This is a genomic window from Aetokthonos hydrillicola CCALA 1050, assembly GCF_017591665.1.
Classification (GTDB): Bacteria; Cyanobacteriota; Cyanobacteriia; order Cyanobacteriales; family Nostocaceae; genus Aetokthonos; species Aetokthonos hydrillicola.
Window position 1 is genome coordinate 281,072 of sequence record NZ_JAAKGC010000001.1, and the last position, 16,105, is coordinate 297,176.

10 protein-coding genes and 1 pseudogene are annotated in these 16,105 nt (G+C 40.5%); 8 read left to right on the top strand and 3 right to left on the bottom strand.

Going from position 1 to position 16,105, the window contains the following annotated elements:
* Positions 1 to 2,211 (bottom strand): CHASE2 domain-containing protein, encoded by a 2,211-nt coding sequence (locus tag G4P69_RS01130; protein ID WP_208348077.1) that lies wholly within the window; start codon positions 2,209 to 2,211, stop codon positions 1 to 3.
* Between the two features lie 335 nt (positions 2,212 to 2,546).
* On the opposite strand from G4P69_RS01130, the gene G4P69_RS01135 reads away from it, so the two are divergent.
* From G4P69_RS01135 to cas6, 7 genes are all read left to right on the top strand, one after another.
* Positions 2,547 to 3,329 (top strand): ABC transporter permease, encoded by a 783-nt coding sequence (locus G4P69_RS01135; protein WP_208339686.1) that lies wholly within the window; start codon positions 2,547 to 2,549, stop codon positions 3,327 to 3,329.
* A 113-nt stretch (positions 3,330 to 3,442) separates the two neighbouring features.
* Complete coding sequence (locus tag G4P69_RS01140) at positions 3,443 to 4,384, top strand: DUF4351 domain-containing protein (protein ID WP_208339664.1); 942 nt, start codon at positions 3,443 to 3,445, stop codon at positions 4,382 to 4,384.
* Positions 4,385 to 4,510: 126 nt separating this feature from the next.
* On the top strand, positions 4,511 to 4,723 hold the full coding sequence (locus tag G4P69_RS01145; RefSeq protein WP_208339662.1) for a DUF433 domain-containing protein: 213 nt from the start codon (positions 4,511 to 4,513) through the stop codon (positions 4,721 to 4,723).
* Positions 4,724 to 4,847: 124 nt separating this feature from the next.
* Positions 4,848 to 6,740, top strand: a complete 1,893-nt coding sequence (locus G4P69_RS01150; RefSeq protein WP_208339660.1) for a tetratricopeptide repeat protein — start codon at positions 4,848 to 4,850, stop codon at positions 6,738 to 6,740.
* Positions 6,741 to 6,849: 109 nt separating this feature from the next.
* On the top strand, positions 6,850 to 7,218 hold the full coding sequence (locus tag G4P69_RS01155) for a hypothetical protein (RefSeq protein WP_208339658.1): 369 nt from the start codon (positions 6,850 to 6,852) through the stop codon (positions 7,216 to 7,218).
* Positions 7,215 to 8,696: a hypothetical protein gene (locus G4P69_RS01160; RefSeq protein ID WP_208339656.1), complete on the top strand. Its 1,482-nt coding sequence runs from the start codon at positions 7,215 to 7,217 to the stop codon at positions 8,694 to 8,696. Before G4P69_RS01155 ends, G4P69_RS01160 begins: the two co-directional genes overlap by 4 nt.
* Before the next feature lie 277 nt (positions 8,697 to 8,973).
* The gene (gene cas6 / locus G4P69_RS01165) at positions 8,974 to 10,098 is read left to right on the top strand and encodes a CRISPR-associated endoribonuclease Cas6 (RefSeq protein WP_208339654.1); all 1,125 of its coding nucleotides are present in this window, start codon (positions 8,974 to 8,976) and stop codon (positions 10,096 to 10,098) included.
* Here the strand turns inward: cas6 and G4P69_RS38915 are convergent.
* Positions 10,066 to 10,275, bottom strand: a pseudogene (locus G4P69_RS38915) (DUF2600 family protein). The gene cas6 and the pseudogene G4P69_RS38915 sit on opposite strands and share 33 nt — an antisense overlap.
* Before the next feature lie 348 nt (positions 10,276 to 10,623).
* On the opposite strand from G4P69_RS38915, the gene G4P69_RS01175 reads away from it, so the two are divergent.
* On the top strand, positions 10,624 to 11,088 hold the full coding sequence (locus tag G4P69_RS01175) for a BON domain-containing protein (protein WP_208339652.1): 465 nt from the start codon (positions 10,624 to 10,626) through the stop codon (positions 11,086 to 11,088).
* Between the two features lie 172 nt (positions 11,089 to 11,260).
* Here the strand turns inward: G4P69_RS01175 and G4P69_RS01180 are convergent, their stop codons facing one another.
* Positions 11,261 to 16,054, bottom strand: a complete 4,794-nt coding sequence (locus G4P69_RS01180; protein ID WP_208339650.1) for a non-ribosomal peptide synthetase — start codon at positions 16,052 to 16,054, stop codon at positions 11,261 to 11,263.
* Positions 16,055 to 16,105 lie beyond the last annotated feature (51 nt).

The window sequence follows — 16,105 nt, forward strand, 5'->3', positions numbered from 1 at the left end:
TTACTCTCTTCTGAATTGAGAATTTGTGTAAATTAATACACTAAAGCCAACACTCACCAAAGCCAGTGATGAGGGAACCAAGGGGAGCCAAAGACCACAGAGTAAACAGAAATAGCACACGCCCGCTAAACCCAACAAGGCAATACCTTGAGCTACAGCTAAACTGGAAACTTGATAAAAGCGCAGAACCAACAGACCTCCCAATAAAGACCAACCCCCGATCCATAACCATTCTTCCCATTGTTTCCAAACCCATAACAGAGGGCGTTTATCTTTAACAGCACTGATGATTTGGCTGACCATTTGTGCTTGAAGTACCACGCCTGGTATTTCTTGATCGTAAGGAACAGACCAATAATCGCCCGGTTCAGTAGCAGTGACACCAACGAGGACTATTCTCCCGGATAAGTTTTTTACTGAGTCAAGAATATTACTATTGAGGACTTCTCCAAGGGAGACTTGGGAGACAAATTTTTGCGGATCTCCCTCATGTGTACGGTAATTCAGTAGCACTTGGTATCCTCTTGCATCCACATCTTGGTAGCCTCCTGTAAAAGGTTGGATTGGATTAAAAAGGACATTCTCAATCTTCAAGCCCTTTGGAGTTAGTGTTAATTTTGCTTGTAGGTAATGACGTGCCAGCTGAAGGTTAAGCGCATAGTTTGTAGAACACTTGGAGTCGGGATCTGAAGGTTCCATTTCTAAAAGATGACGACGAACAATTTTATCCTTATCCTCTAACAGGTCACTAAATCCCTGTCTTTGTTTTGGAATTGCGGGTGGAGGAGGAGTCGCAGGTTTGTTTATTTGAGGATCAGAAACTTTGCAGACACTAAAGATATGACTATTGTACCGTAGCCGACTATCTAATTCCTTGAGAGCAGTTTTTTTGCGGTATAAGTCTAAACCAATAGCTCGTGGTTGATACTTCTCTAGTTTGGCTAAGAGTTGATTAAGTTTAGCGTCTGAGATTGACCAACCTCCCTCTCTGAAATTGTCGGACTCCATGTCTTCATCATTAATCGCGACGACGAGTAGACGTTGATCCTGTCCTTCATCTGGTCGTAATCGCATCAACCAATCAAAAGCTTTCAATTCCCATGGCTGTAGTACGCCCAGAAATCTCAGGGTGATCAACAAGATTGTCATACTGCCACTGATAGGGAGTACTATACGAAAAAGACGCTGGCTTAATGAGAGAGGTGTTAGTTCTTTTCGATGTGTTTGCTCATCAAGATGGTGAATGATTTCACTCAGTTCTTCAACAGCAATTACTATCTCCTCAGTGTTGACTTTAACATCATGTACCTCATCCAAAAGTGTGGTCATGTGTCCCGCAAGTTCTTTAAAAGCAACTTCAGCTATGGGGGTTCCAGCCTTTAGTTGAGTAAAGTTTTCTAAACGCTCAAGGACTTGTTCCAAAGCTTCACCTCCTTGAGAGATTTCCAACACATCAAGCCGTTTAATAATTTCGTCTTGCCGGACAGTGATTTCTTCTTTGATATCCTCTAACAGAGATAAAAGCGTATTAGCAAAAGTTTTACCCCCGGTTTGAAAATCATTTTTAAGTACTTCTTGTAAGGCTTTGGGAAAGCTAATGTATAGTTCATCAGCAACTTTTTTGACAACTTCTGAAGAAAAAGGAGAAAGCTTTGTCTTTTCCTTAAGCAATTGATTGAGAAGTTTTGTCCAAGCTTCTGGTGTTAAGACTTTGATCTTTGCAACATTATTGGCATGAGTTAAAAAATTAGCTGACCGTTCTACTTCCTTAATCTGTCTTATTAAGATCTCGTTGTTTGTTTTTGTGATTGTACTGAATTCAGAAAAGTCCAAGCCGTGATAAGCAGCAACTTCAGCTAATTTACGCAGCGCTTTTTGATCTTTTGGAAATTGTTCAGACTTAGCTACAGAAAGAATGACTGCACCCATTGCGCGACCAATTGCCTTAGTGGTGTCTTGATTGATCAAAATACCTTCGTTCTTACCAAGATTATCTGCTAGAGTCTCCAACTCATTTGTAGCTGGACGATTTGCTAGAACACCCAAGTCGCTAGAAATGATACCAGTAATCACATCTAATGATTTATCAAGTATACTGATGAATATGGATGTGTGGGGTTGAGCTACAGATAAGAGTGAAGTGACACCGAGCATAAAAGCACTGCTAATCGCAAGCCGCGTTTTAATATCTCTTAAGTCAATCAACGGCATAGATCTGAAGATTTAATGTTGTTTAGAAAGTTTTCTATTGAATAAATTAGCACCCATATATATATATATATGTGTGTGTGTATTTGCTAGGTGGTGTTTGGTTCCAGTTTCAGTAGTTTACGCATAGTTGTCATCACGGTAAAGGGATTCTCAATGTCTAAACTATTGAAACAATGTGAGCTTCTTGTGAGGTTTTACTTTTGTTTACTAATTATTGAGGGAAGTTCTATGAATATGAACTGCTAAACTGTGTTACTTCCGCTACTGGTTCAAGTCGCGGAGGCGACCGTAAGGATTATAATAAAGGTGATCAAACCTTTTTTCCCTTTACCTTGATTAAACGATATCTCAAAGTATTAAGGCTGTTCTGGAGTGCCGCGATCGCAGCTGAGTTAGAGTATCGCGTTAACTTCTTGTTGGCGACTCTTAGCAGCATAGGAAATCTTGCTGGTAGCCTTTTTGGACTATTTTTGTTCTATGGTAAAGGCTATACCTTTCAAGGGTGGTCATGGGAAGCAGCTTTAGTTGTTTTAGGAATTTTTACACTCCTGGAAGGCTTTTCAGCAACCTTTCTTTCTCCAAACCTAAATCGCATTGTCCGCCATGTGCAGCAAGGGACACTAGACTTTGTGCTACTCAAGCCTATTCGTAGCCAGTTTTGGCTTTCTACCCACGTCTTTTCACCATGGGGATTGCCAGATTTAGTTTTTGGTAGTGTGCTAATTTTTTATGCTGGAGACAAGCTCGGTTTAGGAATCGGTAATTACTTTCTCAGTGCAATTCCTATATTTTGTGGCTTAGTTATTTTATACAGCCTGTGGTTTATACTAGCAGCAACGAGCATTTGGTTTGTCAAAGTTTATAACTCTACAGAGGTGTTGCGCGGTTTGTTGCAAGCAGGGCGATATCCAATTGCAGCTTATCCAACAGCTTATCGGGTTTTTTTCACATTTATTGTGCCAGTAACTTTTTTAACTACTATTCCTGCCGAAGCTATGCTAGGTCGTAGTCATATCACCTGGATAGTTGGTGCAGGAGTTTTGGCGGTGGTGCTATTTTTTGTTTCAACCTGGTTTTGGCGCTTTGCACTGCGGTTTTATACCAGTGCTTCGAGTTAAAGTGCGGTAATAGGAATGCTTACCAGTTAAGTACTGGCACAGACGAATCTAATAACAGAAAAAAGCCCGTAAATCTTATAATGTTAAAATCAACGCCATGTATAAACTAATTCATGACCGACGAACACGAACGCGCTGATCTAGACAGCCCTTGGAAAGAAATTCTCGAAGCATATTTTCCTCAAGCAATGGAGTTTTTCTTTCCTCAAACAGCTGCATTAATTAACTGGGAACGTCCCCACGAATTTTTAGATAAAGAGTTTCAACAAATAACTCGCCAAGCAGAACAAGGAAGAAGGTTTGCAGATAAATTAGTCAAAGTTTGGCACAAACAGGGACATGAAGTCTGGCTTTTGATTCATGTAGAAATCCAGAATCAACCCGAAGATAACTTTGCACAAAGGATGTTTTTGTACAACCTGCTAATTTTTGCTCGCTTCAGTCAACCTGCTATTAGCCTTGCAATCTTAGGCGATACAAATTCTAAATGGCGACCGAACCAATACAATTTCAATTATCCAGATACCAGCTTAAATTTTAGATTTGGAACCGTCAAGCTTATAGATTATACAAATCGTTGGGCAGAATTAGAAGCCAGTGACAATCTATTTGCAATAGTCGTGATGATACATTTGAAGGCACAACAGACAATTAAAAAACCCCTACAACGGAAGGCTTGGAAATTTAACTTAATTCGACGATTATACGACCTAGGCTTGCAAGAAAAGGATATCCGTAACCTCTATCGATTCATCGATTGGGTTATGATATTACCAAAAGCGTTAGAAGCTGAGTTCTGGGAAGAGTTTAAGGAGTTTGAGCAGGAGCGACATATGAGTTACATGACTACTGGGGAACGCATTGGCTATGAACGTGGTCAGCAGGAGCTTGTTTTACGACTACTACACAAACGTGTAGGTGAGATACCGGAAGAAGTTAAAGAGCCTATACTTAATCTTTCACGAAAACAGTTGGAAGCACTTGGGGAAGCTTTGTTAGATTTTACAGAAATTGATGATTTGCTTCACTGGTTACGAGTATGTAGTCAAAATTAATGAGGGCCTTCCCGTCCATTGTCAGGGCGTAGCCTCCGGCTTCTCGCAGAGTATGCCATTCGCCCCTACAAGTCTGAAACAAGCATTATCCGTTAATACAAAAGACAACACTCTCAACTTAATTTTATGGACTGGCAATCACGAATCACTATTGATCCTAACGTTCTTGTCGGCAAACCAATTATTAAAGGCACTCGTCTTGCTGTTGAATTTATTATTGACCTTCTCGCTCAAGGTTGGACAACTGACGAAATTCTCCGTAACTACCCTGGTATTACCCGCGAAAATATTCAGGCTTGTTTGGGCTATGCCAGTGCTACCCTTAAAACTGAAAACTGACTAAAAACTCTCTATCAAGCTTACAACAAATAAAAAAGCTACCATTTACAATAAGTAAAAAGTTTGCAGCATAAAATTTATTTCTTTTTACTTTACTACTTTTCACTTTTGCCTTGTTTTAAACATGCAGCGTGATTTTTTCATCAATTTTGCTCGTAAGCTGGCGGGGTTGTTGAGTTTTTTGCGTCCCTCACCGCAGGGTAACTCGTCAGCACCAATTTCTGGTGAGTATCTCAATTTCCTGTTGCGAGTATTGCAACTAATAGAAGAGAGTGACGGTGATCGGCAAAAGGTTTATTTGTTACTGCAAGCAAACTTAGATAAATTAGATACTCATTTGACTGAAGTATTGCGAAACTGGGCAAAAGATAAACTATCTCAAGTACAGTCAGATGAAGCTCAGCCGATAGTTAGGAATACTTTTTATTTCAGCAACTTAATTCAGCAATTCCCTTTAGGGAGTATAGCAGTCAACAAAGATCTGGCGATCGCAGGCTATGAGATCGTCTTGAGTGTCTACACTAGCCAAGATTTCCCAACTGATTGGGCGACGACCCAAAACAATCTGGGTAGTGCTTACCGTAACAGGATCCTGGGAAACAAAGCCGAGAATATCGAAAGTGCGATCGCCGCTTACCAAAATGCACTCACTGTCTACACTCGCCAGGATTTCCCAACTGATTGGGCGATGACCCAAAACAATCTGGGTATTGCTTACTGTAACAGGATCCTGGGAAACAAAGCCGAGAATATCGAAAGTGCGACCGCCGCTTACCAAAATGCACTCATTGTCTACACTCGCCAAGATTTCCCAGAAAAGTGGGCTGCAACCCAAAACAATCTGAGTACTGCTTACTGTAGCAGGCTCCTGGGAAACAAAGCTGACAACATCGAAATTGCGATCGTCGCTTACCAAAGTGCACTCATTGTCTACACTCGCCAAGATTTCCCAGAAAAGTGGGCTGCAACCCAAAACAATCTGAGTACTGCTTACTGTAGCAGGCTCCTGGGAAACAAAGCTGACAACATCGAAACTGCGATCGCCGCTTACCAAAATGCACTCATTGTCCGTACTCGCCAAGATTTCCCAACTGATTGGGCGATGACCCAAAACAATCTGGGTAATGCTTACGGTGACAGGCTCCTGGGAAACAAAACTGACAATATCGAAACTGCGATCGCCGCTTACCAAAATGCACTCATTGTCCGTACTTGCCAAGATTTCCCAACTGATTGGGCGATGACCCAAAACAATTTGGGTAATGCTTACAGTAACAGAATAGTTGGAAACAAAGCCGAGAATATCGAAGTTGCGATCGCCGCTTACCAAAATGCACTCATTGTCTACACTCGCCAAAATTTCCCAACTGATTGGGCGATGACCCAAAACAATCTGGGTATTGCCTACGGTGACAGGATCCTGGGAAACAAAGCTGACAATATCGAAACTGCGATCGCCTCTTTCCAAAATGCACTAATTATCCGTACTCGCCAAGATTGCCCAACTGATTGGGCGATAACCCAAAACAATCTGGGTATTGCTTACCGTGACAGGATCCTGGGAAACAAAGCTGACAATATCGAAACTGCGATCGCCTCTTTCCAAAATGCACTAATTATCCGTACTCGCGAAGATTTCCCAGTAGATTGGGCGATGACCCAAAACAATCTGGGTCTTGCTTACCGTGATTTGGGGCAAATTTCTCAAGCAATAGAGTGTTTCCGCTCAGCTTTAGAAATTCGTAAACCTAACGCTTTTCCTATTGATTGTCTTCAATCTGGACGCAATCTTGGTGAAACTGCTTTTAATCCTGGATTGTGGTCAGAAGCGATTGAAGGTAATGCTCAATGCTGGTTACGCGATGTGGAAAAAGAAGATTTACAAACATGGACACAGGATTTACCTCTAAGCCCTGGTAAGCAATTATGGTTAGAAGGCTGGTTGAACACAGCAAATAGCAAACCTTTTCACTCCCCTGAGCATTGGGCAGCATTTTGTATGATTGGACAATCTTGATAAATTAATAGTAACACGCGAGACTTTTAATTATGGTGCGTTACGGACTTCGTCCTAACGCACCCTACAAAATAAACCAAAATTAAGCAAAATCAACCGGGATTGCTATATGTCACCAGATGAACAAAATATTCAGGCTTTTGCTAAACTGATCGAGTCTCAACCTCTTCTATTTTCAAATGAGGATCAAGTTGACTTGTGGCGGGTAGTCTCAAGTCTGGAGAATAATGCAGAAACTATCTCAGACGCGATCGCCATTTGGAGCAAATCCCGTAGCAAGATTCGTCAAGCACTGCTACCTTTAATTGGTAACATATCACAAACCAGATCCGCAGCAGAAGACTTTAAAAAACCTGACCCTAAAGACTACAATAAGATTCTACTCAACGCGATGCGCGTCAGTTTCCCTAACGTAGAATCCCAGCAACAAACTCCGCAACAACCCTCTAACCAAAAACCGTCTAACTCCCAACCATGAACCAACCTCCTTTGGTACAACAGAAGGTTAACAATCCTAGCCTAACCCTTTATGCCTTCCATTTGTGCCACAGCTTGAGCGAAAGTTCTGAGCAAGTAAGCAAAGATGCTCCTCGCTTATGGGAACAGCTCGCCAAGCTTGGGGAATTGCTCAATATTGAGCCGCTAAAATCTCTCAAGTCAACTATTGAACAAGAAGCAGTTGAAAAGAAGTTTCAAAATCAACATTTCAATCTGCCTTTAGAATTATTAGGAAATCAACGGACTTTGAAATTTCAAGTCCCAGTCGAACCAAACACTCCTCAAGTTAGCGGTGCAATTTACCCGATTCGCATTCATGACACTTACGCTGTTGATTTGACCCTACGTTATAAAGAGCTTGTAGACGTTACCCAACTTAGCGAACTTAATCCCAATGGTTATTTATTATCGAGTTGGATGCGTCCTTCTCTTGGAGAAACACTACTCCTGTTTGCTGAAGCTCCCGATATTACGAGTAATTATCAACCCTTGGCAGATGCTTGTGTAAACGCGCTACTATCTAAAACAACCCAACCCCAACCCCAACCAACTTGCATTAACCAAGGAAAACTTTTCGGTAGTCCAATTTTTGAGTATGACAACGACCAGCAAGATCCTATTCAACGCTGCCATCTCTGGATCTGGTTTAAGACTGATGATCGCACTCTAACTTCAATTGCAGAAACAGAAGATTATGTACTAAACCTTTTGTGTTGTCGTAGTAAAATACTGTTTGCCTATCACCAAGCACGATCCTGCTATTGGGAAGCGCGAAAGCTTTCTAGCGAACTAGAATCACAAGTTGAGATTTTTACTAAATTACCGCAAGATTCAGCACAGCGATTAGAGAAGTTAAAAACTTTGCTCATAGAAATGTCGCCAAGAGCGTTTCAATACGCTCGTCAGTTGCGAGATATGCACGAAGATGCGCAGTCTATAATCACCAATACAAAGAACTATAGCACATGGCTGGCAAAAATTTCTCAAAAGAGTGTCGAAAAATTTTGCGATGATGATTTAAGGTTTCTAGAAAATTTTCGTGATTCCACTTGTCAAAGATTGCAGCAACAGATTCAAACAGACCTAAACTACTTATCTCCCGGTCAACAAATGTTTCAACAAGCGATCGCCATTAGTCGCGGCTTAGTGGAAATTGACCAAGCTGAACGCGATGCAAAACAAGAGGAAGTGGAAAAACAGCGCGATCGCACCTTCCAAATCACTGCATACGTAGTAGCTTCTGGTTTAGCTGTAGGAGGGATTTTTGCCTCTGTTTCTAGCCAAGTCACGAAAGAAAACCCCATTCAAATACCAGGATCACCTAAAGCTTCTTCTTTACCCCATCCCTTCGTTCTCTGGTTTTTTGCTAGTATTATTTCCGGGTTAGTTGCTGCATGGATAGTTTGGTTGGTTACTAAATATTGGCAGAAGAAAAGCGAACAAAGCAGAAAATCTTGAAAGTGCGATCGTCTATGTCTTCCGAACACCCTCCTCGTTAACGTAGTTCCTCTTTGTCCAAAGTCCAATTATCTTCCCCTATCGGGGATGCTAATTATATATAATGATCACTTAGAACTGTAGCCTTGATCAATGTGCGAACCATCTGGTGACCACTCGTGTGCAAGGGTTCGGTGACCCCTACCCAATCAAAAATTGAGTGGATAAAATTCACTTCTGGGTCTGAATCCCCGAAGTGAATGTTTACTGATAACTGATAACTGATAACTGATTCAATATGCCCCGTACCCTGACACCCAACAAAAAATCAAGCAAACCAAAATCATCGGTAACTTGGTCAGCCAATAGCGAAATTATTGGTCTAGAATTTGAACTGGTCACGCCTGTTGATAGTTCCGTCTATCCACAATATTCGATTGGTTTGCATGCTTGGTTTCTCAATCAAGTACGTTCCTTCGATCCGGAACTATCCGCTTACCTCCACGATGGGGAATCAGAAAAACCGTTTACGATATCGGTATTAAATGGGGAAATAGTCAGTAGCGGGATGAATATTCAGCTATCGTCTGATACCACTTATCGCTGGTATGTTACTGGATTGTCTCATCGAGTGACAAGTTGGATGCGCAAGTGGGTGAAAAAGTTACCCGAACATCTTTATTTACAAGATGTCCCCCTGCAAATTCAAGCGTGCAAAATTGCTCACCCAGCAACAACCTATTCCCAATTGCTCGATACTGCCAATATTACCGGATCTGTTGCGCTGGAGTTCCTGAGTCCAACCAGCTTTCGCCGGAAAAAACATCATTTTCCCTTACCTTTACCCTTCAATATTTTTCAAAGTTATCTGCGACGTTGGAATGATTTTTCTAATTTACCAGTAGAAACAGATGATTTTTTAGCTTGGATTGATGAACATGTAATCATCAGCCGTCATCAAATCGCTTCCCAAAAAGTGCTTGCGGGTAAACAAGGTGCAGTGACAGGATTTACAGGTTCAATAGAACTGAGTTTAGCTAAAACTGCATCTAAACAACCAGATTATCAACGGTTATTTTATGCCTTGGCTAGTCTTGCACCTTACTGCGGAACCGGACACAAAACCACCTTTGGTTTGGGACAAACCCGGTTGGGGTGGTCATCAAAACTGGTGCAAGATGTACCTGATGTAGAATCTGTATTAGCAAAAAGGATTGAAGATTTAACCGAGATATTTACTGCGCAACGCAAGCGATTAGGAGGAGAAAGAGCGAGCGAGATTGCTATGAAATGGGCAACAATTTTAGCAAGACGGGAAATGGGCGACTCTTTAATCTCAATATCTCAGGATACGGCAATACCATATGAAACTGTGAAGACTTATGTCAAGTTAGCACGAAAGGCTTTGAAGCAAGAGAATTAGTATATCTAAATAATCACTAATGGTTTGATAAGCGACAATAAATTTGATTGCTTCTTGCCAATGCTTTGCAGCAAGCAACGCTTAGATTGAGCCACCTTCACAGTGAAATCGTTTGTCTCGAATACTTGCTAAAGCTTGTTTGCGCAGTTCTAAATTTGGAATTTTCTGCGCTTGAATCTTCCAGTAATTTCAGTGATTCCGCACTGCTGGAAAAACTTTGAAGTAGGTTTGTGACATCAAAGCCCAAGGAGAAACCGGAATATTCATTCTATTCTTAAACATTACGCTCCGCATTCGTTGAATCTCCTGCGTCCCTTGTTAAGTTTTGTATATCACTTATACTGCTCCAAACAAGGTGGCATTTTGACAAATTTTTCCTGAATCGTTTTTTTATCTTTTGTTATCCCAAATCAGTCATTAGCTAGAAGCTCTTAATCTGAGAAAAATGTTATCTATATTAATAGATAGAATGGGTATCTCTAAGGAAGTATATCCTTTATCAATTATATCTTTGAGTTAAGAAAAATGAAAAAACTAACCTTGTTTTTCCTAAGTAGTATTTTACTTTTAGGTACTTTTGCCTGTGAAAATACTGCGAAGACTAGTACCAATGCTCCTGATTCAACACAACAGAAACCTAAAGCTGTGACTGTTAATGAGGTTAAAGAACACCAACAGGATGCTCAAAGCCAAACTCGCAGAAATCAGCTTAATGCTGATATTCGAGCGCATGAGCAGCGTAACAATACCTTTAACAATGGGGATAAAAATAGAACCAATGCAGCACTAGCTACAGAAGTTCGCGATAAGTTAGAGGCTAATATCCCTGAGAGCCAGCTAGTGGTTGAAGCTCGTGATGGTGTTGTCACCGTATCAGGAAGTGTTGTTCATCCCCAAAATCTCAAAAAGATTGATCTTGCAATGCAGATAAAAGGTGTCACCAAAGTAGTTAATAAGGTAACAGTTCTTCCAGCCAAAACCAAGAGCTAAAACAACATATAGGACTAGTTTTTGATTTTTGACCAGATACGTAGGGGGAGACAAATTGGGGTGTGGATTATCCTCCCCCAATATTGGTGTTGTGTTAGCAAATGGGTATAATATCCAACTTTAAATCAAGGTGCATTACGCATTTCGTCTTAACACACTCCACAAGAATCGCTCAATCACGCCCTTTGTTCTCTTTGTTTAGGGAAGATAGCTTCATGCGCCGACTTTCACGAGACTGTGGTACTAAAGCTGGGGCTTGACTTTGAGTATTGCTTTGTTTCAAGTTTTCCACGACTTTTGATAGTTGTGCGATTGTCGATGCTTCAAATACACTGCGCAAAGGCAATTCCACACTTAACGCGTCGCGTACTCTAGAGACAAGTTGAGTTGCTAGTAATGAATGACCGCCTAATTTAAAGAAATCGTCATAAATTCCTACGCGCTTAAATCCCAGAAGCTCGCCAAAGATTTTCACTAGTACTTGTTCAACCGAAGTTCGAGGGGCGATGTAATTTTCTTGTAATTTAGGCTTAATTGGATCGTATGCTCTTAAGGCAAGGCGATCCACTTTACCATTAGCTGTTAAAGGTAGAGACTTAAGTACTACAAAAGCTGATGGTATCATATACGCTGGAAGTTTTTGTGCTGTGTAAGTCTGCAACTGTGGCGCTAACAGACGCGCTACTTTAGCTTGTAGAGGATTATTGGCGTAAGATGACCAAGGATGAGAGAGAGTGGTACTATGGGGAAAAAGGCTTTTCTTACCTACTATATCTTGCCGCACAAAAATCACGTCATAATTTCCTTCAGTATTTGAATTTGACCAGGTAATATCAACCTTGTAGGGTAAATTCAGTCCATAGAAATCTTCGGGATCTACTCCTAAATTTTCGATTTCTTGCAAAGCTTTACGTATTTGACCTACAGTTTTAAAACTTTCTCCGTTTGAAAGCCATTCTGCTGTTTTAACTGCTGATGTCACTCGCGCATTATGTACATTTCTAATGCTTAATATTTCTGGTTGGCTCTGAGCTAACAACTGACGCACTGCTGAGACTGTTAAATTATCTTCAGACCAGTTCAGTGCTGAATAATTTTCAGTATTATGAACAATCTCCTCACCAATATGAAGAATTACGTTGTAACGAAACTTAGTTAACTCATTGTGATGTTTACCCCTTATCAGTTGAATTTGTACATGACTAATCTGCGGAAAGCGCTCCTTTATTGCAGTAAAAAAATCTGAGTCAATGACTAACTCTGTTTCTTGGAAAACTTCTGTTTCTACCCGCTGCTGTAACTGTGTTCGGGTAACGGAAGGTTCAGCTTGATATAATTGCACTGACGCATGGAACGCGTGCAAAAGTGGTAAACTACGCACATCTCCTATGAAGATAAAGCCCCCAGGAGCAGTTGCCTCTACAGCACCTTCTAATACGCGAATTAAATAATCAATACTAGGAAAATATTGTACGACCGAATTCAAAATGACTGCATCAAAAGCTGCTTTTTCTACTTTATCAAAATCCGTAGCCATTCGCTGATACAGCTTTACCTGCGGCATTTCTAGATTTTTTAACTGCTCCTCGATGTAGTTAAGTGAAACCGAGGAAAAGTCTGTTCCCCAATATTTAGTGCAATAAGGTGCAATCTTAAACAGTATCAAACCTGTTCCGCAACCAATTTCTAACACTCGTTTGGGTTGTAGATCTAAAATCTGCTCGACTTGGTTACCTACCCACTCACGCATCTCCTCAACTGGAATAGGCTGATTTGTGTAACTACTATTCCAGCCTACAAGATTCAATTTTGGTTCTGAATTAGCAGGTTGATTATAAGTTTCATTGTAGAGTATCTGCCATTGCAAAACCTGATCGTTCTCCAAAGAGGTTAATTGTGCATTATAATGCCCCCTGCTGTATTCGGTTTTTGGTATCACATAAGCTACTAAATATTTTTCACCGTTATCCTCACGACTTATCACTACAGTTTGCTGTACTGCTGGATGCTGGCTCAGTACTGCTTCAATTTCTCCTAATTCAATACGGTAGCCACGAATTTTCACCTGCTCGTCGAGGCGACCTAGAAATTCAATATTACCATCTAATCGATAGCGAACTAAATCACCAGTTTTATAAAGCCGCTCAGAAGAAGCAGAGGGGCAGAGGTGATGGGGGGCAGAGTAGAGAGATTTCTCTTGTACTCCTGTGCTCCCTTGCTCCCCTGCACAAGAGCTCTCTTTAAAAGGGTTAGAAAAGAAGCACTCGCTGGTTAAATCGGGACGGTTTAAATAGCCTCGTGCTAATCCATCACCGCTTATGTATAACTCTCCTGGTACGCCAATGGAGACAGGTTGTAAATATTGATCTAATATGTAAACTTTTGTGTTGGCGATCGCACGACCAATTGGAGGTGCTAAGTTATCTTTATCCTTAACCGGAAGATGAGCATAAGTTGTAACAACCGTGTTTTCAGTCGGGCCATAATTATTAAATACTTGAAAAGAATGGGAAGCTAAAGGATATTGATTTAGTTTGTCTCCACCTGTAAGCAATATTCGTAATGCTGCATCTTTAGCAAAATCTAATAATAAAAATTTCTCTGCTAAAGGCGTTGGTAGGAAAGAAATGGTTATTTCTTTTGAGATTAGCCAATCTCGCAAGTGCTCAGGCGATCGCTTGGTTTCATCATCCACAAAATAAATACTTGCTCCAGCACTAAGATAAGGCCAAATTTCCCAACCACAAGCATCAAAGCCTACTCCAGCAATCTGCGTTACTCGATCAAGCCGTGAAACGTTAAAAGCTTTTCGATGCCAAAAAACTAGATTTAACAATCCTCTATGTTCAACCATAACACCTTTAGGTTTTCCAGTTGAGCCTGAGGTATAAATTACATAAGCCAGGTTATCTACTGTACTCTTGCTAGCAGGGTTATCTTCAATCTCTCGAGAAATAATCTCCCAATCTTTATCTAAACAGACTATTTGTGAATTATAATTTTTCAGACGTTCAAGCCATAGCTCGTGTGTTAATAAAACTGAGACTTGAGCATCTTCAATCATAAAGTTTAACCGTTCAGATGGATAGCTTGGATCTAAAGGAAGATAAGCTCCGCCTGCTTTCAAGATGCCCAACATCCCGATTACCATATCAAAACATCTGTCTACACAAATTCCTACTAAAACTTCGGTTGTAACTCCTAATTTTTTTAGATAATGTCCCAGTTTATTACTGCGTATATTTAACTCTTTGTATGTTAGTTCTTTAGATCCAATTACTAGTGCAATCCCATCAGGATTTTGCTCTACAACGCTCTCAAATAACTTATGGATACAGTTATCTTGAGGATAATCCATCTGGGTATTATTCCATTGGACTAACAACTGATACAACTCAGATTCACTTAAAAGTGATAAATTTGCAATTCGTAGGTCTGGATTCGCAACTATACCTTCCAGTAATGTTTGGAAGTGCCTTAGCATTCTGGAGATAGTCGCATCATCAAATAAATCGGTGCTGTAAATTATAAAGCCACTAATTCCATCTGAACTATCTACCCATAAACCATTTTCAGTATTTGGCTCCCATAAATGAAACTCCAAATCAAAGCGTGTTGTTTCAGTATCGAATGTCAATGGACTTAAAGTTAAACCGGGTAACTCTAATGCCGATATAGGCGCATTTTGTAGTGCAAAAACAACTTGAAATAAGGGATTCTGATTCAAATTACGCTCTGGATGAAGTTCTTCTACAAGTTTTTCAAAAGGTAAATCTTGATGAGCATAAGCCCCTAAAGCTACTTCTTTAACTCGACTCAATAACTCCCGAAAAGTTGGGTTGCCTGATAAATCCGTACGGAGTACTAAGCTATTTACAAAAAAACCAATTAATCCTTCAATTTCACTATGGTTGCGATTTGCGATAGGCGAACCAATAGCAATATCTTCTTGCTGTGTGTAGCGGTAAAGTAAAATTTGGAATGCTGCCAGCAGGATTATGAACAAAGTTACCCCTTCTTGCTGTCCAAGAGCTAAAAGTGCTTCGCTCAAACTTTTTGATAATTGCAGAGGTTGTCTAGCACCCTGGTAAGTTTGAGCAGGTAGTCTTAGTCTATCGGTTGGCAGATTTAACATAGAAAAGCAGTCTAATTGCTTCTCCCAGTAACCGAGTTGCTTTTGCAATACTTCCCCTTGCAATTGGCGTTGCCAGTATGCAAAGTCTGCGTATTGAATTGCAAGTTTAGGTAAAGGAGAAGGCTGATTGCTAGCAAAGGCTGTGTAAAGTGTTGCTATTTCTTGAATCAGCACTCCAATAGACCAACCATCGGAGACAATGTGGTGCATATTGAGCAGTAGGATGTATTCTGTCTCATCCAAATGCAGCAGTTTTACTTGTAGCAACGGATCAGTTGATAAATTGAAACAATGTTGGGCTTGTTGGTTAGTTAATTGTCGTGCTTGTATATCTCGTTCAGCTTGTGGCAGTTGCCGTAAATCTATTATAGGTAAGGGTATTGTTAGCGTAGGATTAATTAACTGAACTGGTTGTCCTACTCGCATGACGAAATTGGTGCGTAAAGCTTCATGTCGTCGGACAATTTCGTTAAAAGTTTGCTCTAGGGCAGCTATACTCAGCGAACCTGTTAAGTATAATGCTACTGGAATGTTATAAAAAGGATTATTAGGGATTAATTGGTCAAGAAACCACAGCCGTTGCTGAGCAAAAGAGAGGGGAAGATTACCATCTCGTGAAATAGTTGCAAGAGGTCTAGAGGTTTGGTTATTAGTACGATTAGCTGCTTCTAAAAATTCAATAATTTGTGCTTTATGGTTTTGAATTTCTGCACGCAGTTCTGCTGTAAGACTTCCTTCAGGTGCGTTACAACGAAGCTTTCCACCAGCAATAAAAATTTGAATATCTAAGCTGCGAAGATAAGACAAGAATTCAACTGTATTCAAAATCACACTCCTTCAAAACAGTTATTAGTTCAAAGTAGAAGAATGTTGATTGTTAAT

Bases quoted from the DNA above. Each gene is read 5' to 3' on its own strand.
- G4P69_RS01130 (WP_208348077.1), bottom strand. From the start codon at position 2,211: ATGCCGTTGATTGACTTAAGAGATATTAAAACGCGGCTTGCGATTAGC.
- G4P69_RS01140 (WP_208339664.1), top strand. From the start codon at position 3,443: ATGACCGACGAACACGAACGCGCTGATCTAGACAGCCCTTGGAAAGAA.
- G4P69_RS01145 (WP_208339662.1), top strand. From the start codon at position 4,511: ATGGACTGGCAATCACGAATCACTATTGATCCTAACGTTCTTGTCGGC.
- G4P69_RS01150 (WP_208339660.1), top strand. From the start codon at position 4,848: ATGCAGCGTGATTTTTTCATCAATTTTGCTCGTAAGCTGGCGGGGTTG.
- G4P69_RS01155 (WP_208339658.1), top strand. From the start codon at position 6,850: ATGTCACCAGATGAACAAAATATTCAGGCTTTTGCTAAACTGATCGAG.
- G4P69_RS01160 (WP_208339656.1), top strand. From the start codon at position 7,215: ATGAACCAACCTCCTTTGGTACAACAGAAGGTTAACAATCCTAGCCTA.
- cas6 (WP_208339654.1), top strand. From the start codon at position 8,974: ATGCCCCGTACCCTGACACCCAACAAAAAATCAAGCAAACCAAAATCA.
- G4P69_RS01175 (WP_208339652.1), top strand. From the start codon at position 10,624: ATGAAAAAACTAACCTTGTTTTTCCTAAGTAGTATTTTACTTTTAGGT.